The 22,816-nt window shown below is 71.3% G+C and carries 22 protein-coding genes and 1 pseudogene; 13 read left to right on the plus strand and 10 right to left on the minus strand.

Features of this window, described 5'->3' with window-relative positions:
• The 4 genes and pseudogenes from Raf01_RS41965 to Raf01_RS41980 form a co-directional block, all read left to right on the plus strand.
• Nucleotides 1-308, plus strand: a pseudogene (locus Raf01_RS41965) (hypothetical protein); the annotation flags it as partial.
• A 90-nt stretch (nucleotides 309-398) separates the two neighbouring features.
• Nucleotides 399-1,508 (plus strand): Gfo/Idh/MocA family protein, encoded by a 1,110-nt coding sequence (locus Raf01_RS41970; RefSeq protein WP_203923715.1) that lies wholly within the window; start codon nucleotides 399-401, stop codon nucleotides 1,506-1,508.
• A 28-nt stretch (nucleotides 1,509-1,536) separates the two neighbouring features.
• A complete protein-coding gene (locus tag Raf01_RS41975; protein WP_203923716.1) occupies nucleotides 1,537-3,270 on the plus strand; it encodes an IlvD/Edd family dehydratase in 1,734 nt (577 codons plus the stop codon).
• Nucleotides 3,271-3,349: 79 nt separating this feature from the next.
• Nucleotides 3,350-4,207: an SMP-30/gluconolactonase/LRE family protein gene (locus Raf01_RS41980; protein ID WP_203923717.1), complete on the plus strand. Its 858-nt coding sequence runs from the start codon at nucleotides 3,350-3,352 to the stop codon at nucleotides 4,205-4,207.
• Between the two features lie 144 nt (nucleotides 4,208-4,351).
• Here Raf01_RS41980 and Raf01_RS41985 read toward each other — a convergent pair whose 3' ends face one another.
• From Raf01_RS41985 to Raf01_RS50205, 3 genes are all read right to left on the minus strand, one after another.
• Complete coding sequence (locus tag Raf01_RS41985; protein ID WP_203923718.1) at nucleotides 4,352-4,645, minus strand: DUF6295 family protein; 294 nt, start codon at nucleotides 4,643-4,645, stop codon at nucleotides 4,352-4,354.
• Nucleotides 4,646-4,655: 10 nt separating this feature from the next.
• Nucleotides 4,656-5,384 carry a dienelactone hydrolase family protein gene (locus tag Raf01_RS41990; protein WP_203923719.1) on the minus strand — a complete coding sequence of 243 codons (729 nt, stop codon included), beginning with the start codon at nucleotides 5,382-5,384 and terminating at the stop codon, nucleotides 4,656-4,658.
• Nucleotides 5,385-5,480: 96 nt separating this feature from the next.
• Nucleotides 5,481-6,200 (minus strand): hypothetical protein, encoded by a 720-nt coding sequence (locus tag Raf01_RS50205; RefSeq protein ID WP_239134392.1) that lies wholly within the window; start codon nucleotides 6,198-6,200, stop codon nucleotides 5,481-5,483.
• Nucleotides 6,201-6,270: 70 nt separating this feature from the next.
• Between Raf01_RS50205 and Raf01_RS42000 the strand changes: the two genes are divergently transcribed.
• Together Raf01_RS42000 and Raf01_RS42005 are read left to right on the plus strand one after the other, a co-directional pair.
• The gene (locus Raf01_RS42000; RefSeq protein WP_203923720.1) at nucleotides 6,271-6,642 is read left to right on the plus strand and encodes a VOC family protein; all 372 of its coding nucleotides are present in this window, start codon (nucleotides 6,271-6,273) and stop codon (nucleotides 6,640-6,642) included.
• A 51-nt stretch (nucleotides 6,643-6,693) separates the two neighbouring features.
• A complete protein-coding gene (locus Raf01_RS42005) occupies nucleotides 6,694-7,389 on the plus strand; it encodes a helix-turn-helix domain-containing protein (RefSeq protein ID WP_203923775.1) in 696 nt (231 codons plus the stop codon).
• Nucleotides 7,390-7,396: 7 nt separating this feature from the next.
• On the opposite strand, the gene Raf01_RS42010 is transcribed toward Raf01_RS42005, so the two are convergent.
• Entirely contained in the window at nucleotides 7,397-7,837 is a 441-nt protein-coding gene (locus Raf01_RS42010) for a VOC family protein (RefSeq protein WP_203923721.1), read from the minus strand.
• Between the two features lie 112 nt (nucleotides 7,838-7,949).
• Here Raf01_RS42010 and Raf01_RS42015 point away from each other — a divergent pair, with 112 nt between their 5' ends.
• From Raf01_RS42015 to Raf01_RS42035, 5 genes are all read left to right on the plus strand, one after another.
• The gene (locus Raf01_RS42015) at nucleotides 7,950-8,270 is read left to right on the plus strand and encodes an antibiotic biosynthesis monooxygenase family protein (RefSeq protein ID WP_203923722.1); all 321 of its coding nucleotides are present in this window, start codon (nucleotides 7,950-7,952) and stop codon (nucleotides 8,268-8,270) included.
• 137 nt (nucleotides 8,271-8,407) lie between these two features.
• The gene (locus Raf01_RS42020; RefSeq protein ID WP_203923723.1) at nucleotides 8,408-9,337 is read left to right on the plus strand and encodes an ABC transporter ATP-binding protein; all 930 of its coding nucleotides are present in this window, start codon (nucleotides 8,408-8,410) and stop codon (nucleotides 9,335-9,337) included.
• The gene (locus Raf01_RS42025; RefSeq protein ID WP_239134393.1) at nucleotides 9,327-10,220 is read left to right on the plus strand and encodes an ABC transporter permease; all 894 of its coding nucleotides are present in this window, start codon (nucleotides 9,327-9,329) and stop codon (nucleotides 10,218-10,220) included. Before Raf01_RS42020 ends, Raf01_RS42025 begins: the two co-directional genes overlap by 11 nt.
• On the plus strand, nucleotides 10,220-11,131 hold the full coding sequence (locus Raf01_RS42030; RefSeq protein WP_203923724.1) for an ABC transporter ATP-binding protein: 912 nt from the start codon (nucleotides 10,220-10,222) through the stop codon (nucleotides 11,129-11,131). The genes Raf01_RS42025 and Raf01_RS42030 overlap by 1 nt, the downstream gene beginning before the upstream one ends.
• Nucleotides 11,132-11,206: 75 nt before the next feature.
• The gene (locus tag Raf01_RS42035) at nucleotides 11,207-11,920 is read left to right on the plus strand and encodes an ABC transporter permease (protein ID WP_203923725.1); all 714 of its coding nucleotides are present in this window, start codon (nucleotides 11,207-11,209) and stop codon (nucleotides 11,918-11,920) included.
• Nucleotides 11,921-12,337: 417 nt separating this feature from the next.
• Here the strand turns inward: Raf01_RS42035 and Raf01_RS42040 are convergent, their stop codons facing one another.
• From Raf01_RS42040 to cobC, 4 genes are read right to left on the minus strand one after another with little or no spacing between them, the layout of a single operon-like run.
• Nucleotides 12,338-13,405, minus strand: coding sequence for a LacI family DNA-binding transcriptional regulator (locus tag Raf01_RS42040; RefSeq protein WP_203923726.1), 1,068 nt, complete (start codon nucleotides 13,403-13,405; stop codon nucleotides 12,338-12,340).
• Nucleotides 13,406-13,449: 44 nt separating this feature from the next.
• On the minus strand, nucleotides 13,450-14,649 hold the full coding sequence (gene cobA, locus Raf01_RS42045; protein ID WP_203923727.1) for a uroporphyrinogen-III C-methyltransferase: 1,200 nt from the start codon (nucleotides 14,647-14,649) through the stop codon (nucleotides 13,450-13,452).
• Nucleotides 14,646-15,695 (minus strand): nicotinate-nucleotide--dimethylbenzimidazole phosphoribosyltransferase, encoded by a 1,050-nt coding sequence (gene cobT / locus Raf01_RS42050; protein ID WP_203923728.1) that lies wholly within the window; start codon nucleotides 15,693-15,695, stop codon nucleotides 14,646-14,648. Before cobT ends, cobA begins: the two co-directional genes overlap by 4 nt.
• Nucleotides 15,696-15,740: 45 nt before the next feature.
• Nucleotides 15,741-16,910: an Rv2231c family histidinol phosphate aminotransferase CobC gene (gene cobC, locus Raf01_RS42055; RefSeq protein ID WP_203923729.1), complete on the minus strand. Its 1,170-nt coding sequence runs from the start codon at nucleotides 16,908-16,910 to the stop codon at nucleotides 15,741-15,743.
• Nucleotides 16,911-16,993: 83 nt separating this feature from the next.
• Here cobC and Raf01_RS42060 point away from each other — a divergent pair, with 83 nt between their 5' ends.
• The gene (locus Raf01_RS42060) at nucleotides 16,994-19,171 is read left to right on the plus strand and encodes a transglycosylase domain-containing protein (protein ID WP_203923730.1); all 2,178 of its coding nucleotides are present in this window, start codon (nucleotides 16,994-16,996) and stop codon (nucleotides 19,169-19,171) included.
• Between the two features lie 80 nt (nucleotides 19,172-19,251).
• Here Raf01_RS42060 and Raf01_RS42065 read toward each other — a convergent pair whose 3' ends face one another.
• Together Raf01_RS42065 and Raf01_RS50210 are read right to left on the minus strand one after the other, a co-directional pair.
• Complete coding sequence (locus Raf01_RS42065; protein WP_203923787.1) at nucleotides 19,252-19,839, minus strand: GNAT family N-acetyltransferase; 588 nt, start codon at nucleotides 19,837-19,839, stop codon at nucleotides 19,252-19,254.
• Nucleotides 19,836-21,701 (minus strand): nucleotide-binding protein, encoded by a 1,866-nt coding sequence (locus Raf01_RS50210; RefSeq protein WP_239134394.1) that lies wholly within the window; start codon nucleotides 21,699-21,701, stop codon nucleotides 19,836-19,838. Before Raf01_RS50210 ends, Raf01_RS42065 begins: the two co-directional genes overlap by 4 nt.
• A 98-nt stretch (nucleotides 21,702-21,799) precedes the next feature.
• Between Raf01_RS50210 and Raf01_RS42080 the strand changes: the two genes are divergently transcribed.
• On the plus strand, nucleotides 21,800-22,633 hold the full coding sequence (locus tag Raf01_RS42080; RefSeq protein WP_239134395.1) for an SURF1 family cytochrome oxidase biogenesis protein: 834 nt from the start codon (nucleotides 21,800-21,802) through the stop codon (nucleotides 22,631-22,633).
• The last annotated feature ends 183 nt before the right edge of the window (nucleotides 22,634-22,816 follow it).

Consider the following 22,816-nt stretch of genomic DNA (forward strand, 5'->3'; position numbering starts at 1 on the left):
CGTCGGCCGGCACACTGAGCAACCCGTTCAAGGCCGACCGGGTGGTGCACGACATCGGACAGGCGACGACGATGGACACCAACGGGGTCTCGGTGACCGACCTGCTGCTCGCCATGCGTGGCATCAAGGCCAACTCGCTCGTCGGCCTGCGTACCCCGTCCCACCCGGACATGGTGGACGACACCTCGTACGTGATGCCCGACGATGACGCGCCCGCCCTCTGGAAGGCCCTGCGCGAGGACAAGCTCCAGCAGTTCGCGGCCAACCACCCGGACCTGGTCAACCCCCTCAATCCGGGAGGTTCTTAGCGTAGAGCGCCCTCGGCTTCTTGATCAGGTACGGGGTGAGTGAGCAAGATGGTCCTCACCCAGGTTGCCGGCATCAAGTGAGGGCCATCGATGACATCATCCGCGAAGAACTCCGGAACCGCGGCGGTCAGCTTCGGACTGGTTGGCAGCGGTTGGCGGACGCAGTTCTTCCTGCGCCTGGCCAGGCGCCTGCCCGACCAGTTGCGAGCCACCGGGGTGGTGACCCGCACCGCCGCCCGGGGCGCCGAGATCGAGGCCGAGTGGGACGTGCCGACGTTCCGTACGGTGCCGGACCTGCTCGCCGCGCGGCGCCCGGACTACGTCATCGTGTCGGTGCCCTGGGACGTGACCCCGGACGCCACCCGCGAGGTGGTCGGACTCGGCGTACCGGTACTCGCCGAGACGCCGCCCGCCCCCGACCTGGACGGCCTGCGCGCGCTGTGGGCCGACGTCGGCGGCAGCGGCCTGGTGCAGGTCGCCGAGCAGTACCGGCTGATGCCCGGCCACGCCGCGCGGCGCGCGCTGGTCGCGGCCGGGGTGATCGGCGAACCGACCTCGGTCCAGCTCTCCTCGACGCACCTGTACCACGCGGTCTCCCTGATCCGTGGGCTGCTCGGCGTCGGGTACGACGAGGCCGAGGTGGACGCGAAGGCGTTCGTCGCGCCGCTGGCCGACCCGCTGACGCCGGCCGGCTGGACCGGGGACGACGCGCCCAAGCAGGCGACCACGACCCTGGCGACCATCGACTTCGGTGGCCGCATGGGCCTGTACGACTTCACCGACAACCAGTGGTGGAACCCGTTGCGCTCCCGGCGGATCGTGGTGCGCGGCTCGCTCGGTGAGCTGGTGGACGACCGGGTGGTGCGGCTGGTCGACCCGGGTACCCCGGTCGAGTCGGCGTTGACGCGCCGGCAGACCGGTCACGACCTGAACCTGGAGGGCCTGGACCTCAAGCACATCAGCTTCGACGGCGACGTGGTGTACCGCAACCCGTTCGTCGGCTCCGGCCTGTCCGACGACGACCTCGCGGTGGCCGACCTCGCCCGGCGTACCGGCCTGTGGGCACGCGGCGAGGCGCCGGAACCGTACCCGCTGGCCGAAGGCTGCCAGGATCACCTGATCGGCCTCGCCATCGGGGAGTCGGTGCGCACCGGCCGGCCGGTTACCACGCGTACCGAGCCGTGGGCGACCGGTGCGTAAGGAGCGGGTTGAGACGTAGGGTTTCCGGATGAGTGTTGAGGGAACTGTCCGGCGCAGCCAGTCCTGGTTCGGTGCCACCGGCCGGTCCGGCATGGTGTACCGGTCGTGGATGCGCAACCAGGGATTCGGTCCGGACGTCTTCGACGGTCGCCCGGTCGTCGGGATCGCCACCGCCTGGTCGGAACTCGCCCCGTGCAATGCCCACCTGCACCGGGTCGCCGAGGCGGTCAAGCGGGGTGTCTGGCAGGCCGGTGGCTTCCCGTTGGAGTTCCCGGTCATGGCGCTCGGCGAGACCCTGATGCGCCCGACCACCATGCTGTACCGCAACCTGCTGGCGATGGAGGCCGAGGAGCTGATCCGGGCCAACCCGCTGGACGGCGTCGTGCTCCTGTCCGGCTGCGACAAGACGACGCCCGGCCTGCTGATGGCCGCGGCGAGCGTCGACCTGCCGGCCATCATGGTGACCGGTGGTCCGATGCTCAACGGGAAATACCAGGGCGCGGACGTGGGTTCGGGCACGCACGTCTGGAAGTTCGAGGCGGACCTCAAGGCCGGCCGGATGACGCAGGAGGAGTGTTACGTCGCCGAGGGCTGCATGGCCCGCTCCAACGGGCACTGCATGACGATGGGCACCGCCTCGACCATGGCCTGTGTCGCCGAGGCGCTGGGCATGCAGCTGCCCGGCTCGGCGGCGTGGCCGGCCGCGGACTCCCGGCGGATGGAGACCGCGCAACAGGCCGGGCAGCGGATTGTCGCGATGGTCGAGGAGGACCTGCGACCCAGCGCGGTGATGACCCGCGCCGCTTTCGAGAACGCGATCCGGGCCAACGCCGCGATCGGCGGGTCGACAAACGCCATCATTCACCTGCTCGCGCTCGCCGGCCGGCTGGGCGTCGAGCTGAACCTCGACGACTTCGACGCGCTGTCCCGCCCGGTACCGACGCTGGTCGACCTGATGCCCTCCGGCCGCTACCTGATGGAGGACTTCTGCTACGCCGGCGGCCTGCCGGTCGTACTGCGCGAGCTGGCGTCCGGCGGCCTGCTGAACACCGACCAGGTGACCGTGACCGGCGCGACGATCGGCGAGAACGTCGCCCCGGCCGAGTGCTGGAACCCGGACGTCATCCGGACCCTGGACGCTCCGCTCCAGCCGCCCGGGTCGGGGACCGCGGTGCTGCGCGGCAACCTGTGTCCGGGCGGGGCGGTCATCAAGCAGTCGGCGGCGTCGTCGCACCTGATGAAGCACCGGGGCCGGGCGCTGGTGTTCGACTCGCCGGAGGCGTACCACGCCGTCGCCGACGATCCCGACCTCGACGTGGAGCCCGACGACATCCTGGTCATCCGGTACTCCGGGCCGCGCGGTTACCCGGGCATGCCGGAGGTGTCCAACGTTGCGTTGCCGACGAAGCTGCTGCGCCGGGGGATCAACGACATGGTGCGCATCTGCGACGGCCGGATGAGCGGCACCGGATTCGGCACGGTCGTGCTGCACGTGTCGCCGGAGGCCGCGCTCGGTGGCCCGCTCGCGTTGGTACGCACCGGCGACACCATCACGCTGGACGTACCGGCCCGCACGCTGAACCTGGACGTCCCCGATGACGAGCTGGCCCGGCGCGCGACGGAGTGGCGCCGGCCGGTTGACGGTCCGACCAGCGGGTACGCGTGGCTCTACACGCAGCACGTGCTGCAGGCGGAGGAAGGCGCCGACTTCGACTTCCTGCGCGGGAGCCGGGGCCATGAGGTACCGAGGGAGTCGCACTAATGAGCGAGCGTCAGCGAGCGAATCAGAGTTGCAGCGAATATGTGCCTCATGCCGGACCGCAGCGTAGCGAGGATTCGGCATGAGCGAAGAAGTTCAGCAGTTCACCGAGCCGCTGGCCCACCACGGCGAGGGGCCGGTGTGGGCCGACAGCTGGGACGGGCTCCGGTTCGTCGACATGCTGGCCGGCGACATCGTGTCGCTGGACGCGACCGGTGAGCAGGCGGACCGGTTGCACCTGGACGCGGTGGCGGCCGCGTTCCGGCCCCGTACCGGCGGGGGCATGGTGGTGGCGGTGGAACGCGGGTTCGTGCTCGTCGACGGCGACGGTACGGTGCGGGCGCTCGATCCGCTGTGGTCCGACCCGACGGTACGGATGAACGAGGGCGGCTGCGATCCGGACGGCCGGTTCTACTGCGGCTCGATGGAGTACCACGCGGCACCCGGTGCCGGCAGCATGTACCGGTTGGACCCGGACGGCTCGGTCACCCCGATGTGGTCCGAGGTCAGCTGTTCCAACGGACTCGCCTGGACCGCGGACGGCAGCCGGGCCTACTACACCGACAGCAAGACCCACCGGATCGACGTCTTCGACTACGACTCCGGATCCGGGCTCACCGGCCGGCGCCCCTTCGTGCGGATCCCGGAGGCGCTCGGGCTGCCCGACGGGCTGACCGTCGACAGCGACGGGTACGTGTGGGTCGCGCTGTACGGCGGCTCCGCGGTGCACCGGTACCGGCCGGACGGCATGCTCGACGGTGCCCTGGAACTTCCGGTCAGCCAGGTGACCGCGTGCACCTTCGGCGGACCGGGCCTGGCGGAGCTGTACATCACAACGTCCCGGGAGGACGTCGAGCCGGGGAGCCAGCCCGAGGCGGGCGCGGTGTTCCGCGCCCGGCCCGGCGTCGCCGGCCTGCCCACCCGGCCGTTCGCCGGCTGAGGGCCGATCCTCATTCGGCGTCACCGCCCGGCCCGGCGTCGCGCATCGGCGGCGCTGCTTTCGGAAAGCGACCGGCCGGCGCCCGCGGGCGCCGGCCGGTGTCGTGCTCTGGGTTTGTGCTCTCAGTCGGGTGGAACGGGCCGGTCAGGCGGCGACCGGTCGGGCCGGACCGTTGGCGGAGGCCAGTCCGGGCGGTGCCGAGGCGAGAGCCGCACGGATCGACTCGATCAGCGCCAGCGCCCCCTCCTCGGTCAGCTCCAGCCCGACGCGGGCGGCCGGGCCGAGCTTCGGGTTGGCCAGGTCGATGTTGACGGTGTGCTCGTAGGGCGCGTGCTGCGGGTGGTCGACATACACCGTGGCCTGAGTGAGGGTGAACCAGCCGTTAGGCCCCTTGCCACTGCCGTCGATCGGGCCGGACTGGGTCAGGTACGTGCACATGGAACTCTCCTTACGCGGCCAGCGTGCGGCCGTAGAACTCGAAGATGCGCTGCCAGCCCTCGACCGCGGCGGCCGGACGGTAACTCGGCCGGTCGACGGCGAAGAAGGCGTGGCCGGCGCCCTCGTAGCTGTGGAACTCGAACTCCTTGCCCAGCTTGGTCAGCTCCGCCTCCAGCGTCGCGACCTCGTCCGGGGCCGGGAACTGGTCGTCCGCGCCGAACAGCCCGAGTACCGGGCAGCTCAGCTTCTCGGCGAGCGGCAGCACCGGGCGTACCTTCAACGGCGAGCCCTCCGGCGGGGTGTTCACCACGAACGCGCCGTAGCAGTCCACCGCGGCGTCGAGGTCGAGTTCGCACGCCGACAGGAAAGCCTGGCGGCCGCCGGAGCAGTGGCCGATGACGCCGACCTTGCCGTTGGACGACGTGAGCCCGCGCAGGTAGGCGGCCGCACCGGCGACGTCACCGATCAGTCGCTCGTCCGGGACACCGCCGGCGGCACGGGCGGTCGCCGCCGCGTCGTCGGGTGCCGCGCCGGGCGCCTCCCGCCAGTACAGGTTCGGGCAGATCGCCGCGTACCCGTGCGCGGCGAACTTGCGCACCATCTCCTTCGTCGACTGGTCGTACCCCGGCATGTGGTGGATGACCACCACGCCCCCGGACGGTCCCGGGGTCAGCGGACGGGCCAGGTACGCCTCGACCTCGTCTCCCTGGTGACCGTTGATCTTTACCGTCTCCGCCATCATTGCGTCGTACATTCGGGCCCTTCCGGTCGTTTCGTCCCGCGCTGAGCGGGTCGCCCTGGTCCCGTCCGGGGTGCGGGACCAGGGCGACACCCCTCAGTGGTTCAGCAGCTCAGTGCCGCAGCAACACAAGATAAGCACGAGCAGAACCGCGCCCATCACCCAGTAGAGCCACTTGCCGTTGTAGCTCTGCGGAGGCGGCCCCAGCGATCCCTGGGCGAACACCCACAGCGGAGTCTTGTACTCCAGTTCGGCCGTCTGGCCAGGCGCGACGTTGACCACGACGTCCGACTTGCCGATCTGTGACGGCAGGAAGTATGGCACGTGCACGTGCACCTGGTGCTGGCCCGGCGCGACCGGGATGGTGTTGCGGCCCCAGATGGCGGCCCCGATCTCCCGGCCGTCGACGAAGATCTTCGGCTTGAAGAAGAAGAGCATGAACGCCATCACGAAGAACTTCGTGGTCACCGCGATGGCCGCGCCGCCACCGCCCTGGTAACCGCCTGGCGGATAGCCGCCCTGCTGGTAGCCCTGCTGCGGGTAGCCGGGCTGCTGGGGATAGCCCTGCTGCTGGTACGGCTGCTGGTAGCCGGGCTGCTGATAGCCCTGCTGCTGGTAGCCGGACTGGTCGTAGTTCGGCTGCTCGTAATTCGGTTGCTCGTAGTTCGCCTGCTGGTAACCAGCCTGCGGGTAGCCCGGCTGCTGTTGCCCGGACGGCTGCTGGTACCCGGCGGGCGGGTAGCCGCCCTGCTGGTACCCCGCCGACGGCGGGTAGCCCTGGTCGCCGGGCGGTTGCGAGGGGTAAGGGCTGTTCAAAGAAGCTCCTCTCGGGTCGGCCGACAGGTTACCCTTTGACGCCAACCACGCGGGCTGTGAGCATCGGGGTATGCGTCTGCGACATCTCGGACTGTTGGTCGCCGACCAGGCGCGCAGCCAGCGGTTCTACGCGAACTACTTCGGGTTCGATCCGGCGACCGCAACGCGGTACCCGGATGGGACCATCATCATCCGCGACGGTGAGGGCTTCGACCTCGCCCTGCACGCCGCCGACGAGCCGGTGAGCGTGCCGCCATTCCTGCACTTCGGATTCCAGCTCGATGCCCCGGAACCGGTGCGCGCGCTGCACGCGCTGCTGTCGGGGGACGGGTACCGGATCGTGGAGTACGAAGACGAGCCCGGCATGGTCTCGTTCAAGTGCCTCGATCCGGACGGCTACCCGGTCGAGACCTACTGGGAGCCGCGCACGGACCTCGACTAACGTGTCGCACCCTGGTGCCATGCTGACGGGGTGCACCGAGAGAGGGAGTCTGTGTACCGCGAGTGGAAGTCGCGGCTGGTTCCGGGCGCCGTGATCTGGAGCAAGACGGTGGGCGCCGGTGCGACCAGCGACCGCATCCTGCCCGACGGCTGTCTCGACATCATCTGGGCAGCCGGCGCCCTGCTGGTCGCCGGCCCCGACACCCGGGCGCATTTGGCCGAGAGCGCGCCGGGCGCGACCTATCTCGGGCTGCGGTTCGCTCCCGGCACCGGGCCGGCCGTGCTCGGCGTGCCGGCCAGCGAGGTGCGCGACGTGCGGGTCGAGCTCGAGGCGCTGTGGCGGCCGTCGGCGGTCCTCCGGCTCGGTGCGCGACTCGCCGAGGCGGCCGACCCGGCGCGGGTGCTGGAGACCGCCGCGCTGTCCGCGATGGGTGCCCCGGATCCGGGTCCGGCCGTGGTGGAGGGCGCGATCGTCGCGTCGCTGCGGGCTGGGAGACCGGTCCGCCTGGTCGCCGACCGGCTTGGGCTCAGCGAGCGGCAGTTGCACCGCCGGTGCCTGGCGCTGTTCGGGTACGGGCCGAAGACGCTGGGCCGGGTGCTGCGTTTCGACCGGGCGGTCGCACTGGCCCGGCACGGCGTCGCGTTCGCCGAGGTGGCCGCGACCACCGGATACGCCGACCAGGCTCACCTGTCGCGTGAGGTGCGAGCGCTGGCCGGCGTGCCGCTGGGCACCCTGCTGCGGAGCTGAACGCTGGTTAGCTCTTGTCCTGAGTCTCGGCGCCCGGGGTCTCGCTGCCCGGGGTTTCGCCGGTCGGGGCGAACAGGTCGACTGCGTTGCCGTCCGGGTCGTGCAGGCTGGCGTACCGCTGGCCCCAGAACGCGTCCCAGGGCGGCAGGTGCCCGTCGTACCCGGCTCCCGCCATTTCCGCGTAGAGCTTGTCGACCTCGCTCGGGTCGCCGCAACGGAACGCGAGTCCACTTCGCGGACTGCCGGTCGGTGGCGTCCAGCCGGGATCGAACGAGCGCACCGTCTCGACGGTGTCCCAGGCCAGCGTGGTGCCGCTGTCGAGGGTCAGCTCCACGTGTGGCTGCCCGTCGGCCTCGGCGGGTATTGGCAGCCCGAGGCGGCGATAGAAGGCGAGTGAGCGGGCCATGTCGTCGACCACGAACCCGATGAAGTGAAATGTGACGGTCATGCCCGCGACGGTATCGGCGCCGGTACCCCGCGGTCTTGAACGAATCGGACGCTCACCCGCGAGCCGGAATCCCGTGAGAGCATGAGGGTCGACGAGGACACGGGGGCTCGTGATGATCGCACGGCATTGGTCCGCCACCGCCACCGCCAGCGGGGCCGACTGGTATGAGACTCATTTCGTCGGGTCGGTCCTGCCCGGCTTGCGGGCGATGGTCGGATTCCGGGGCGGATACCTGCTGCGCAACGACAACCGGGAAGCCACCGAGATCCGGGTGCTGACGATGTGGGACACGGTCGAGGCCATCGAGGGCTTCGCCGGACCGGACGCCACCGCGGCCATCGTCGCGCCCGAGGCACAGGCCGCCCTGCTGAGCTTCGATCCGGTCGTCACGCACTACGACGTCGTCGTCGCGGACGGCGCCGCCACGAGCTGACGGTCCGCCACGAGCTGACGGTCCGCCACGAGCTGATTGAGTCGCCGCGAGCGAGCCTCCCTAGGGGGCGGGTTCAGGGAGACACCAGGGGAGCGCCCGGACCCACGGCAGTCGCCCAGACCCGTACAGTCTGTGACGTGGCATTGATCGAAACACGGTCGCTCACCAAACGCTACCCAAGGGTAACCGCGCTCGACGCCTTCACGGTCGACATCGAGCCGGGCATCATCGGCCTCGTCGGCGCGAACGGGGCCGGCAAGTCCACCCTGATCAAGACGCTGCTCGGCCTGTCCTCGCCGACGTCCGGCACGATCCGTGTGCTCGGCCTCGACCCGGCCCGAGACGGCGAGGCGATCCGCGGTCGGGTGGGCTACATGCCGGAGCATGACAGCCTGCCGCCCGACATGGTCGCCGCCGAGTTCGTCACGCACATGGCGCGGATGAGCGGGCTGCCTCGCACCGCCGCCCGCGAACGGGCGTCCGAGGCGCTGCGCCACGTCGGCCTGTACGAGGAGCGGTACCGGCAGATCGGCGGATACTCCACCGGCATGAAGCAGCGGGTGAAGCTGGCTCAGGCGTTGGTCCACGATCCCGATCTGCTGCTGCTGGACGAGCCCACCAACGGGCTCGACCCGGCCGGCCGCGACGCGATGCTCGCGCTGGTGCACCGCATCGGCACCGAGTTCGGCATCTCGGTGATGGTCTGCTCGCACCTGCTCGGCGAGGTCGAGCGCATCTGCGACTCCCTCGTCGCGATCGACTCCGGGAAGCTGCTGCGCGCGGACCGCATCTCCGCGATGACCGTGCAGCGCGACGTGCTCGCCATCGAGGTGGACGAGGGCACCGAGCGGTTGGAGGCGGGGCTGGCCCGGGCCGGGCTGCCGGTCACCCGGGAGGGGCGGATCCTGCTGGTACCGCTGGAGTCCGACCAGACCTACGACGTCATCCTCGGTACGGTCGCCGAACTCGACCTGCCGTTGCACCGGCTCGACCAGCGGCGGCACCGGGTCGCCGAACTGTTCTCGGCGCAGCCCCAGCCGCGAGAGGTGGAAAACCGTGCCAGCTGACATCGTGCCCACCCAGGCGGCGCCGGTAGAGCCGTCCGGCGGGGTCATTCACGACATCGGATACCAGCGTTACGAGGGGCCGCGACTCGGCCGCGGCTACGCCGCACGGTCGTTGTACGTGCACAGCCTGCGGGCGGCCTTCGGCCTCGGCCGCAGCGCGAAGTCGAAGATCTTTCCGTGGTTGGTCGTCGCGCTGGTCTTCATGATCGCCACCGTCGCAGTCGCGGTGCGCGGCCAGTCGGGCACGGCACTGCTCGGGTACCTCCAGTTCACCGACACCGTCAGCATGCCGACCCTGCTGTTCCTCGCCGTGGTGGCCCCGGAACTGGTCTCCCGGGATCTGCGGGCGCATGTGCTGCCGCTGTACTTCTCCAGGCCGCTGAGCCGCAGCGACTACGCGCTCACGAAGCTGGGCGCGATGACCACCGCGGCCTGGCTGCTGCTCGCCAGCCCGCAGTTGCTGATGTTCATCGGCGGCGTGTTCTCCCGGAAGGACGGGATGAGCGGGCTCCTGGACGAGTTGCACGACTTCGGGCAGGGCGTCAGCTACGCGGCGATCGCCGCCGTGGCCTTCTCCGCCCTCGCCGTTCTGCTCGCCTCGCTCTCCAGCCGACGTGCGGTCGCCGCGGCCGTGATCGCCGGGGTGTACCTGGTGACCGCGCCGGTGGCCGTCGTGCTGGCGACGCTCGGCGGCGCGATCGGCAAGGTCAGCCCGGTCATCAACCCGGTCACCCTGATCGAGGGCCTGGAGCGCTGGCTGTACGGCAGGAACACCGGGGTCGACATCGGCGACTACGGCGTCGTCTACCTCGCCGTCGCGGTCGTGCTGCTGGTCGCGTACGTCGCGCTTCTCCTCGCCCGGTACCGGAAAGTGGCCGCCTGATGAAGACCGTCGAACTCACCAACGTGTCCCGCTGGTACGGCAACGTCGTCGCCATCAACAACGTGACGATGACGCTGGGCTCTGGCGTCACCGGCCTGCTCGGCCCGAACGGTGCCGGCAAGACCACGCTGCTGCACATGATGTCCGGGTTCCTCGCGCCGTCCCAGGGCGAGCTTCTGATCGGCGGCGAACCGGCCTGGCGAAACCCGGGGATATACCGGCACCTCGGCCTGGTCTCCGAGCGGGAGGCGGTGCACGGCTTCCTGACCGCCTGGGAGTTCGTGCTCGCCAGCGCGAAGCTGCACAAGCTCCCGCAGCCGGAGCAGGCCGCCCGGCGGGCGATCGAGCTGGTCGAGATGACCGACGCGCAGAGCCGCCGGATCGAGACGTTCTCCAAGGGGATGCGGCAGCGCACCCGGGTGGCGGCCGCGCTGGTGCACGACCCCGAGATCCTGCTGCTCGACGAGCCGTTCAACGGCATGGATCCCCGCCAGCGGCTGCACATGATGGAGTTGCTGCACCAGATGGGCTCCTCCGGCCGCACGGTGCTGTTCTCCTCGCACATCCTGGAGGAGGTCGAGGAGGTTTCCGGGACGGTACAGGTGATCGTCGCGGGGCGGTTGGCGGCCTCGGGCGACTACCGGACCATCCGCCGGCTGATGACGCACCGGCCGCACGTGTTCGCGATCCGCTCGACCGACGACCGGCGCCTCGCGGTGGCGTTGATGCACGAAGAATCGGTCAACGGACTGGACCTCGACCAGGGCGGCCTGACCGTACGGGCCGGCGACTACGGCGCGTTCACCCGGGCGCTGCCGAAGATCGCGCTGCGCGAGGGGCTGCGGGTACGTCAGCTCATCCCGTCCGACGAGTCGCTGGAAAGCGTCTTCGCCTACCTGATAACGGCCTGACCGCCGGGCTGACCGACCGATGGGGAACCGGCGCCGCCGACGGGCCCGCGGGTCCGATCGAGAAAGTGTGACGCGATGAATCTGACCATTGCCGGGATCACCGCCCGTGGCCTGTTCGGCCGGCGGCGCTTCCTGCTGCTGTTTCCGCTACCGGTGCTGCTGCTCGTGCTGACCCTGGCGGCGAAGGGCGCCGGAGTCGCCCCGGACCACTGGGCGCCGTCGGTCATCGACGGGATGGGCTTCGCCGTGATGGTCCCGGTGATCGCGCTGATCGTGGGTACCGGTGTGCTCGGCTCCGAGATCGACGACGGGACGGTGGTGCACATCCTCGCGAAGCCACTGCCCCGGCACCAGATCATCGTGGCGAAGCTGGTGGTGGCGGCCGGCATCACCGCGGTGACTTCGGCGGTACCGATGTTCATCGTCGGCGTACTCGTCGACTCCGTCCGGTTCGGGGTCGCGCTCGCGGTGGCCTGCCTCGTCGCGGCCCTCGGATACAGCGGGGTGTTCCTGGCGATGAGCCTGCTCACCCGGCGGCCGGTGCTGGTCGGCCTGCTGTACGTGCTGATCTGGGAAGCGTTGCTGGGCAACGTGCTGACCGGCACCCGGGTGCTGTCCATCCACCAGTACGCGCTGACCGTCACCCACGCGATCGCGCCCAACGATCTGATCAAGGCTCACGTGGGCCTGCCGGCGGCGATCGCGATGACCGGGGTGTTCCTGGTCGGTGGCGCGCTGCTGGCCATCGACCGGCTTCGGTCGTTCAGTGTGGCCGGCGAGACGAGCTGAGCCGCCCGGCCGCCGCCTGGCGCGGCGCGGCCTTCGCACGGCCGCGGCACCGTCGTCGCACAGTCGCGGCACCGCCGTCGCACGGGCCTCGGGCCGCCGCGGGCATACCCCTCTGCCGCACGCTTTGCTCTGCTTACCTATACGCATCGGAAATCGCGATCAACGTTGCGTATGAGTAAGAGCCTGTTGGCAGACCTCTGGCCGAGCGAGCCGCGAGCCAGGCTGCGTCCGGCAAGGCGGAGGTTCGCCCGGATACCGGTGTTGTATCCGGGCGAGCCGACAACGCCGCCGGTCGCCGCCTGGGCGCGGCGCAGCCGGTCAGCTGGGTTTGCCAACAGGCTCTTACCTGGACGCAACGTTCATGGGCCCACGTGTTGCGTCCAGGTAAGCAGAGCAAAGCGTCTCGCAGAGGGTGGGTCAGGAAGCGGCGCCGTCCGCGCCGACCTGGGCGGTTACCCGTTCGGCCCGGTTGCCGGACGGAGCCGCGCCGGTCGAGCCGCGTACCACCAACTCTGGGTCGAAGAGCATCTCGTCGGCCGGTACCGGGTTGCCCGCGATCTGGCTCACCAGCAGCGCGACCGCCGCCTGCCCCATCGCCTCGATCGGCTGGCGCACCGTGGTCAGCGGCGGATCGGTGCAGTTCATCAGGTTGGAGTCGTCGAACCCGACGACCGAGACGTCGTCCGGCACGGACAGCCCCAGCCGCCGTACCGCCCGGATCGCTCCCAGCGCGAGCACGTCACTCGCGCAGATCAGTCCGGTCATCCCGCGCTTGACCAATGCTCCGGCGGCCGCGTGACCGCCCTCCATGGAGAAGTCCATCGAGTAGATCGTCCGCTCGGCCACCTCGGGGTCGTCGGGTCCCGCGCCGATGCGCTTGAGGAACGCGCCCCGCTTCCGGTGCGACGGCACGTGGTCGGCGGGGCCGAGGACCAGGCCGATGCGCTCGTGGCCGAGCGACACGAGGTGCTGGTACGCGCGGTCGACGGCGTGCGCGTCGTCGGTGGCGACCCGGGCGAAACCCAGGTGTTCGATGGCGGCGTTGACCAGTACGGCGGGCAGGCCGCGCTCATGCAGCCGGAAGTAGTGGTCGTGGTCGGAGTCGGCCTGCGCGTACAGGCCACCGGCGAAGATGACGCCGGAGACATGCTGGTCCAGGAGCATGTCGACGTAGTCCGACTCGGAGACACCCTCGGCGGTGCGAGTGCACAGCACCGGCGTGAAGCCGCGGATGGCCAGGGTACCGGCGACGACGTCGGCGAAGGCCGGGAAGATCGGGTTCTGCAGCTCGGGCAGGACCAGCCCCACCAGCCGGGCCCGCTCACCGCGCAGTTTGGTCGGCCGCTCGTACCCGAGCACGTCGAGCGCGGTCAGCACGGCCGCACGGGTGGCCTCGGAGATCCCCGGCTTCCCGTTGAGCACGCGGCTCACCGTTGCCTCACTCACCCCGACATACTTGGCTACTTCAGCGAGACGTCGCGTCATGCGTGCAAGCGTAATGCATCATTCGTGCAAGTGTTTGCACTGGTTCAGTCGAGCGCGCCGATCACCTCTCCGATCACGATGATGGCCGGTGGCCGGAGGCCCGCGCCCTCGGCAACCCGTACCAGATCGGACAGCGGGGCGCGGACCGATCGCTGGTCGCCGGTCGTACCCTCCTGCACCACCGCCGCGGGCGTATGTGCCGGGCGGCCGTGTTCGAGCAGCACCGACACGATCGCGGCCAGGTGCCGCATGCCCATCAGGACGCACAGGGTGCCGCGCAGCCGGGCGAGCGCCGGCCAGTCCACCAGCCCGGCCGGGTCGCCGGGGGCGAGGTGCCCGGAGACCACCACGAACTCGTGCGCCACGCCGCGGTGGGTCACCGGGATGCCGGCCGCCGCCGGTGCCGCGATCGCGCTGGTTACCCCGGAGACCACGGTCACCGGTACGCCGGCCTCGGCGCAGGCCAGCAACTCCTCGCCGCCCCGGCCGAACACGTACGGGTCGCCGCCCTTGAGCCGGACGACGAACTTGCCGGCTCGTACCCGGTCGATCATGATGCGATTGATCTCGGACTGGGTGCGTGCCGGCCCGTACGGAATCTTCGACGCGTCGACCACCTCGACGTCCGGTCGTACCTCGTCGAGCAGCAGGCCGGGCGCGAGCCGGTCGACGACCACCACGTCGGCCGCGGCGAGCAGCCGCCGCCCCTTCACCGTGATCAGCTCCGGGTCGCCGGGCCCGCCACCGACCAGCGCGACGCCGGGGCGCACCGGCGACGGGCCGGCGTCGAGCGTGCCGTCGATCAGCCGCTGCCGGATGCCGTCGCGTACCGCCATCGCGCGGCGCGGGTCGCCTCCGCCGAGCACGGCCACGGTCACCGGTCCGTGCCGGGTGACCGCCGGGGTCCACGCGGTCGCGGCACTCCGGTCGTCGGCCCGGACGCAGAACACCCGCCGGGCCTCGGCCGCCTCGCTCACCGCCGCAGCCGCGGCGGGCTCGTCCACCGCAGCCTGTACCAGCCAGGCACCGTCCACATCGGACGGCTCGAACCGGCGCGGTACCCAGTGGATTCGCCCCGCGTCGGACAGCGCCCGCAGCGCGGGGGTGATCTCGGGACTGACCAGTACCACCTCGGCACCCGCGTCGAGCAGTGCCGGCACCCGCCGGCTGGCCACCGCACCGCCCCCGACCACGAGCACCCGCCTACCGGAAAGGCGCAGGCCGACCGGGTACAGGCTGCTCACTTCTCGGTCACTCCCGCCGAGTCGAAGGTGGCGACCTCCTGGAGCACCCGTACCGCCCCGGCCACCACCGGTACCGCGAGCAGCGCACCGGTACCCTCGCCCAGCCGCATGCCCAGCGAGAGCACCGGCTCCAGCCCGAGGTGCGCCAGCGCGACCGAGGCGCCCGGCTCCACCGACCGGTGGCCGGCGACCAGCGCGCCGAGCGCGTCCGGGCACAACGCGACGGCGGCCAGCGCGGCCGACAGCGCGATGACGCCGTCCACGATCACCGGTACCCGCCGCGCCGCCGCGGCCAGCATGAACCCGGCCAGCGCGGCATGCTCGCAGCCACCGACGGCGGCCAGTACGCCGACCGGGTCCGCGGAATCCGGCCGGTGCACCGCGAGGGCGGTCGCGACCAACTTCGTCTTGCGCGCCAGCGTCTCGTCGTCGATGCCGGTGCCCCGGCCGGTGACCGTGGCCGGATCGGCGCCGGTGAACGCCGCGATCAGGGCGGCCGCCGGAGTCGTGTTCGCGATGCCCATGTCGCCGGTGACCAGCACCCCGGCGCCGCCGTCGATCAGCCTCCCGGCCGTCGTGATGCCCACGTCGAGGGCGGCGAGCACCTCGGTACGGGTCAGCGCCGGCTCGACGGTGAGATCGCGGGTACCCGGCCGGACCTTCGCGATGACCAGGGCGGGATTCGGGTCGAGGGTCGCGGCCACCCCGACGTCGATCACTGTCACGGTCGCGCCGACCTGCCGGGCCAGCGCGTTGACCACCGCCCCACCGGACAGGAAATTGGCGACCATCTGCGCGGTGACCTCCTGCGGCCACGGGCTGACGCCCTGCGCGTGCACGCCGTGGTCGCCGGCGAACACGGCTACCGCCGCCGGCTCGGGCAACGGGGGCGGGCAGGCGCCGGCCAGGCCGGCGAGCCGGACGGACAGCTCCTCCAGCGCACCGAGCGAGCCGGGTGGCTTGGTCAGGCGGGCCTGCCGGTCCCTGGCGGCGGCCATGGCCGCGCCGTCCAGCGGCCGGATCTGGCCGATGGTCTGATCAAGCACGTGGTACTCCTCGGTCGGGGGGCGATCCTGGCCCTCTAGCCTGCGCTATCGCCCCCGGCCGCCTCCTGCCGCCCCCTGGTTCCCGGCGGCGTCGGCGGCCGAACCGATGACCGCGTCCAGCGCCTCGACGAAGGCGTCCGTCGTGCCGGTGTCCCGCACGGCGACCCGCAGCCAGTCCGGGCCCAGGCCGGGGAACGTGTCACCGCGGCGTACCGCGAAGCCCCGGGCCCGCAGGTCCATCCGGACGCGCTCGCCGTCCTCGACGTGGATGAGCACGAACGAGCTGGTCGGCAGCCCGACCATGGCGACGCCGACGACTTTCGCCAGGCGATCGGTCAGGTACTCACGGTCCACCGTCAGGTGCGCCGCGATCGCCCGTTCCGCCGCCCGGGCGGCCGGTCCGGCACAGGCGAGCGCGGCGGCCAGCGCCGGGGTGGACACCGGCCACAGCGGCTGTACCGCGGCCAGTTGGCTCACCAGCTCGGGCTCGCCGAGCAGGTACCCGATGCGCAGCCCGGCGAGCCCCCAGGTCTTGGTGAGGCTGCGCAGCACCACGAGCCCGGGCAGGTCACGCCGGTCGGCCAGCGACTCCGGCTCGCCCGGCACGGTGTCCGCGAACGCCTCGTCGACGACCAGCACCCGGCCCGGCCGGGCCAGTGCGGCGATCGCCTCGGCCGGGTGCAGTACCGAGGTGGGATTGGTCGGGTTGCCGACCATCACCAGGTCGGCGTCCTCGGGTACCGCGGCGGGGTCCAACCGGAAGCCGTCCTCCGGCCGCAGGATCAGCCGCCGTACCGAGTGGCCGGCGGCCCTCAGCGCCGCCTCGGGCTCGGTGAACTGGGGATGGATCACCAGCGGGTGGCGTACCGCTCGCAGCGCCTGGGCCAGCAGCGTGAACGCCTGGGACGCACCCGCCGTCAGCAGCACCTCGCCGGCCGGGCGGCCGTGTCTCGCCGCGATCGCGGCGCGGGCCGGCGCGGGATCGGGGTACCGGGCGAGGTCGCGCAAGGATGCCGCGATCGGTTCGGCGAGCCAGTCCGGCGGGGGATCCTGGCGTACGTTGACCGCCAGATCGACCAGGCCATCCGCCACTTCGGCGTCGCCGTGAAAGCCGAGACTCGTCCCGCGGTCGCCAGCGGCGCCGAGGGCCGTCGAACCGCCAGCGGCGCTGGGCGGCGAGGCGTCGCGGTCAGGTGACCGCCTCTTGAGTGTCATAGCGTCGATCGTGCCAGTCAGAGTTAGCTCAATCTGGCGGACTTTTAATCACGACATAAGATGCTATGTCCTATCTTGAATAGGTGGTCAAGCACGCCCTCACCCAAGCCGAACGCAGAAAGCGTTTCGTCCGCCTGGTCCTCGTCTCTTCGCTCGCCATCGCCGCCATCGCCTATCCGGCGACAGCAGCGATCGGGCTCGTCGCCAAGCTCGGCGCTGACGCGTACGAGCGGATGCCCGATGAGTTGACCATCAAGCCGTCGCCGCAGACGACATACGTCTACGGATCAGACGGCAAGACATTGCTCACTACATTCTATGAAGAAGACCGCAAGTACACGCCACTGTCCGGCATCTCGCCGCTGGTGCAGGAGGCCATCGTCGCCGCCGAGGACTCGCGCTTCTTCCAGCACCACGGGGTGGACTTCAAGGGGACGATCCGCGCGTTCGTCGCCAACCAGCAGGCCGGCGCGGTGGCCCAGGGTGCCTCGACGCTGACCATGCAGTACGTGCGCAACGCGCTGCGGGACGGCGCCACGACTCCTCAGCAGTCGGTGGACGCGACCGTACAGAACGCCGACCGCAAAGTCCGGGAGATGAAGCTCGCGCTCGACCTGGAAAAGCGCATGAGCAAGCAGCAGATCCTCGAGGGGTACCTGAACATCGCGTACTTCGGTCACCGGGCCTACGGGGTGCACTCCGCCGCCGAGACGTACTTCTCCAAATCCCCCTCCGATCTGACGCTCGACCAGGCGGCACTCATCGCCGGTCTGGTTCAGGCTCCGTCGTCGTACGACCCGACCGGGTCGGACCAGGGCGCCGCCCTCAACCGGCGCAACTACGTCATCGACCGGATGCAGCAGCTGGAGTACATCTCCCCGCAGGAGGCCAAACAGGCCAAGGCGACCCCGATCACGCTGCACCTGTCCACGCTCGGCAAGGACTGCGTGTCGGTACCGGCCGACCACAACGACTACGGCTTCTTCTGCGACGAGCTCAAGAACTGGTGGTCCCAGCAGCCGGCGTTCGGCAGCAACCCCGACGAGCGGCTGGAGAACCTGAGCACGGGCGGGTACTCGATCGTGCTGTCTCTCGACCCGAAGACCCAGGCGGCCGCGATGGCCCGGACGCTGTCCGCGTCGACCGTCAACGATCCGTTCGCGCTCGGCTCGGTGTTCGTCGAGCCCGGCACCGGCCTGATCAAGGCGATGGCGGTCAACCGAAAATACTCGCTGGACACGTCCGCCAACGGGCCCAGCACGTCGCCGGACAACCGGGCGGCGAACGTCAAGGGTAACTATCCGAACACGGTCACTCCCCTGCTCGGCGGCGGCGGCATCAACGGGTACCAGGCCGGCTCGACGTTCAAGCTGTTCACGATGCTGGCCGCGCTGGAAAAGGGGATGACGCTCAATACCAAGATCTACTCCCCCATGACGATCAAGACGCAGTACCTGGGCGGTGCCGGCGGGTCGGCCTGCGGCATCTACTACTGCCCGTCGAACGCGAGCGCGGCCATGACCGGGTACCAGACCATGTGGTCGGGCTGGGGTGAGTCGGTCAACACGTACTGGATCCAGGTCGAGGAGCGCGTCGGCGCGCAGAACGCGGTGAGCATGGCCGAACGCCTCGGGCTGACCTGGCACACCGACGTCGACCGGGAGCAGGCGTCGGCGCAGAAGGCACCCGGCTGGGGATCGTTCACGCTCGGCGTGGCGGACACCACGCCGCTGGAGATGGCCAGCGCCTACGCGGCCATCGCGGCGGACGGCAAGTACTGCGAACCGATGCCGGTACTGGCGGTCAACGGGCCGGACGGCAAGCCGGTCATGACCAAGGGGGCCGACGGCACCCAGGTACCGGTCGCGGCGCCCCGCTGCCATCAGGCCGTGTCCCAGGACGTGGCGCGCGGCGCGGTGGACGCGATGCGCTGCACCACCGGGTACAACGCCGCGACCGGCCCGTGCGGCAGCTGGTCGACGGCACCGGGAGCGTACGGGGCGGCGGGCCGGCCGTTCGCCGGCAAGACGGGTACCACCGACTCGACCCGGGCGGCCTGGTTCGCGGGGATCACCCCGCAGCTGGCCGGGGCCAGCTTCATCGCCGACCCGGACGAACCGGCGAACGCGGTCGGCGACGCGCAGTCCGAGAAGCCGGTCGACACCGTGGCGCTGACCATCCATGACGCGCTCGCCGGCGTACCGGTGGCGAACTTCACCCCGCCGCCGCCGAACATCGTGGGTACGCCCCAGACGGGCTAGCCCGTCCCCGGGACGACACTCCGGTCGCCGGCGGCCTCAGCGGAAGGCCGTCGGCGGCCTCAGCGCGGATCGCCAGCGGCTCAGCGCAGGTCGCCGGCGACCAGCGACCACATCTCCAGGTCGACCCGCCCGCTGTGGACGTGGCCGGCGTTGCGCAGCAGTCCCTCGTAGACGAAGCCGGCCTTCTCCGCGACCCGGCGGGACGCCTTGTTGCCGGGTACCACCCGCAACTCGACCCGCTGGAAGCCGTGCTCCAGGATCAGCGCGATGGTCAGCGCGTCGACCGCCTCGGCCGCCACGCCGAACCCGCGTGCGTGCGGGCTGACCGCGAACGCGATCTCGGTGGACAAGGCCGCCCAGTCGGTGCGTCGGGTCCACATCAGGCCGACGACGCGCTCGTCCTCGCGCCGTACCACCGCGTAGTGGTCGCCGGCCCCGCTGTCGCGCCGCTCCCGGGCCAGCTCCGTGCACCAGGCCAGGCCGTCGATCGGCTCCGACTCGGCCGGGAAGTGCAGCCACCGCTTGATCTGCTTGTCGGTGAACAGCTCGGTGACGTCGACGGCGTCGTCGGCGACCAGGCCGCGCACGTCCAGCCGGGGAGTGGCCACGGTCAGCTGCGGAAAGGCCCGCACCGGCAGGACGCCGGCGCCCAGGGCCGCGGAACTCAAGATGCCAACCTCATCGACGGAGTACCGCCCGCCGCGGCTGCCGCCACGATCCGCACCGCCATCTCCGGCGCGGCCGCCCAGTGCAGGCACAAGTACGACGCGTGCAGCCCAACCGACACGAAACCCTCCGGCGCTCCGCCCGGCCATGACCAGGCGGGATGCTCACCCGCCCGGGGGCTCACCAGGCCACGATGTTGTTTATAGCCGACGACGCGGGTACCCGGCGGCAACACCGGCGAAACCGACCGTACCGTAGCATCGCGGTACCCGATGACGAGGTGTTCACTGGTCCGCCCCGCCGCGTCGATGACCCCGCACATCGGCCGGCCGTCGTACTCCCGGCACAGCCAGGCGAGTCCGGGGCCCTCGGCCACGATCGGGTACCCGGCGGCCGCCAGCCGCGCCACGGCGAGGTTCAGCCCGCCGTTGGCGGACAGCTCGTCGAGGTACCCCTCCGGAAGCCCGCCACCGACGACCAGCCCGCGCACCCCGTCGGGCAGCGTCTCGTCCCGCAGCGGGTCGAGGCTGATCACCTCGGCACCGGCCGCGGTCAGCAGCTCGGCGTTTTCCGCGTACCCGTAGCCCACGGTCACCGCGATCATCGGGCGGGGGCTGCCGGGAGGTGGGGCGATGATCGCCCCCGGCCCGACCGCGGGCGAGGACGGTCCGGGCGCGGACGGCACCGGCCAGGCCCCGGCGACCACCGGCGGCGGCCCACCGGCCGGTGACGCCGGACCGGCGGGGATCGACGGCGAACCCGCGGCGGGCGGGTACGACCAGGCGCCCGAGCCGGCGAGCAGCGGTCCACCGGTCACCGGCGCGCCGCTGATCGGCCCACCGCTGACCGGCCCTCCGGTTACCGGCCCGACGGCACCGGGCCCGAACGCCACCGGTCGGTACCCGCCGGCGCCCGGCTCCCCGGCACCGATCTCGATCACGCCGGCTCCGGCACCGCCCGGCCCGACAGCTCCTGGCCCGACCGCTCCTGGCCCGACCGCTCCCGGTCCCACCCCGGCCGGCCCGGCGAGCGGCGGCTGCCAGGGCCCGGGCGTGGTCACCGGAGCGGACCACGGCGTCGGGGACGTCGGCGCGACGGCGGCGCCGGGCGGCACCCACGGGCCGACCGCGCCCGCCGGAGACCACGCCTCCCCGCCGAGATCGGGTGCCGAACGCGCCAGCCTGATCAGCTGCTCGAGGTCGACCGCGCCGCCGATCACCTCGGCGAGGCGACGCAGCGACCGGGTGGCGTCGGTGCTGCGGTGGATCATCGGGACCAGCCCGTCGGCGCGGGACGGCAGCGCGACGCCGGACAGCTCGCGGCGGCGCAGCGCGCCCAGGACCGGCACGCCGATGTCGTCGAGCGCCTCCCGCAGGACCTGCTCGTGCCGGTCGGAGGCGACCTGGTTGAGGATCACGCCGCCGAGCCACAGCAGTTCGTCGTACACCCGGAAGCCGTGCACCACCGCGGCCACGGACTGGCCCATCGCGGCGACGTCGACCACCAGCACCACCGGCGCCTTGAGCATCTCGGCGACCTGCGCGCTGGACGGTACGTCGGTGTGCCCGGACAGGCCGTCGTAGAGGCCCATGGTCGCCTCGATCACCGCGATCTCGGCGCCGGCGGCGCCGTGCCCGAACAGCGCGGGCAGCCGCGCGGCGCCGACCAGCCCGGGATCCAGGTTGCGGCCCGGTCGGCCGGCGGCCATGCCCAGGTAGCCCGCGTCGATGAAGTCCGGACCGACCTTGAAGCCCGCGGTGGTCAGGCCGCGCGCACGCAGCGCGGCCAGCACTCCCACGGCGACGGCAGTCTTGCCGTTACCGGAGGAGGGTGCGGCGATCATGACCCTCGGAGTGGCGCTCATCGATGGCTCCTCGCGGCTGCGGGGCAACGCTTGTCGATCCTGGCCGGCAGGGATGGACCTAGGTCACGGCAATGTGACGATACCCAACGCAGGGCCGGGTGGCGTTGCCGGTAGCGTTGAACGACGTGTACCGGTTCCTCGCCGCGCCCAGGTGGATCGCCTTCGCCGCCCTGATGGTGGTGCTGGCGGCGATCATGGTCGGGCTGGGGTTCTGGCAGCTCGACCGGTACCACCAGCGCGCCGACGCCAACGCCCGGATCGACGCCGCCTCCCAGGCCGCTCCGGTACCCGCCGACCAGATCATGGCGGTCGGAAAGGCGCCGGCGAACCACGCCGCCTGGACCCGGGTCACGATCACCGGTCGGTACGACCCGGGGCACGAGATCATCGCCCGGGAACGCACGCTGAACAGCCAGGTCGGCTTCGAAATCCTTGATCCACTCCGGTTGGCCGACGGCACGGCGGTACTGGTCGACCGCGGCTGGCTGGCTCCGGCGCCGTCGGGGGCCGCGCTCACCCTGCCGGCCGTACCGCCCGCGCCGGCAGGTGAGGTGACCGTCGTCGGGCTGGTACACCTGCCGGAGAGCAAGGCCGAGACGGCCATCCGCACCGACGGGAAGCTGACCGTGCGCCGGATCTCTCCGCAGAAGCTGGCCGGTGCGGTGCCGTACCCGCTGCGCGGCGGGTACGTGACCCTCAACACGCAGAAACCGACGGCCAACAACGCGTCGTTCGGCGCCATCCCAGTCGACCACCAGGACTCGACGATGAACGCGGGCTACGTCGTGCAGTGGTGGTGCTTCGCGCTCATCGCCCTGATCGGCTTCTGCTGGGCGGCGTACCGGGAGGCCCACCCGAAGGTCAGCGATCTGGACTTGGCGGCGCTGGGCACGGCCGAGCACCCGGACGCCCCGGTCTCGCCGGCGGTCTGACCACTCCCCGCGCCTCCCCTGGCCCGGCGGCCTTCCCTGCCTGGCTGCCTTCCCTGTTCGCGGCCCCTTCCCTTGGCCCGGTTGCTGTCCCGGGCCTCGCGGCCTCCCTGGCCCGGCGGCGCCGCTGCCCGGCCCGGGCGGCTCTGGACGAGTCGCGGGTTCCCGCACTGGAAGTCGGCTGGT

Source organism: Rugosimonospora africana (assembly GCF_016862975.1).
In the GTDB taxonomy this organism is placed as follows: domain Bacteria; phylum Actinomycetota; class Actinomycetes; order Mycobacteriales; family Micromonosporaceae; genus Rugosimonospora; species Rugosimonospora africana.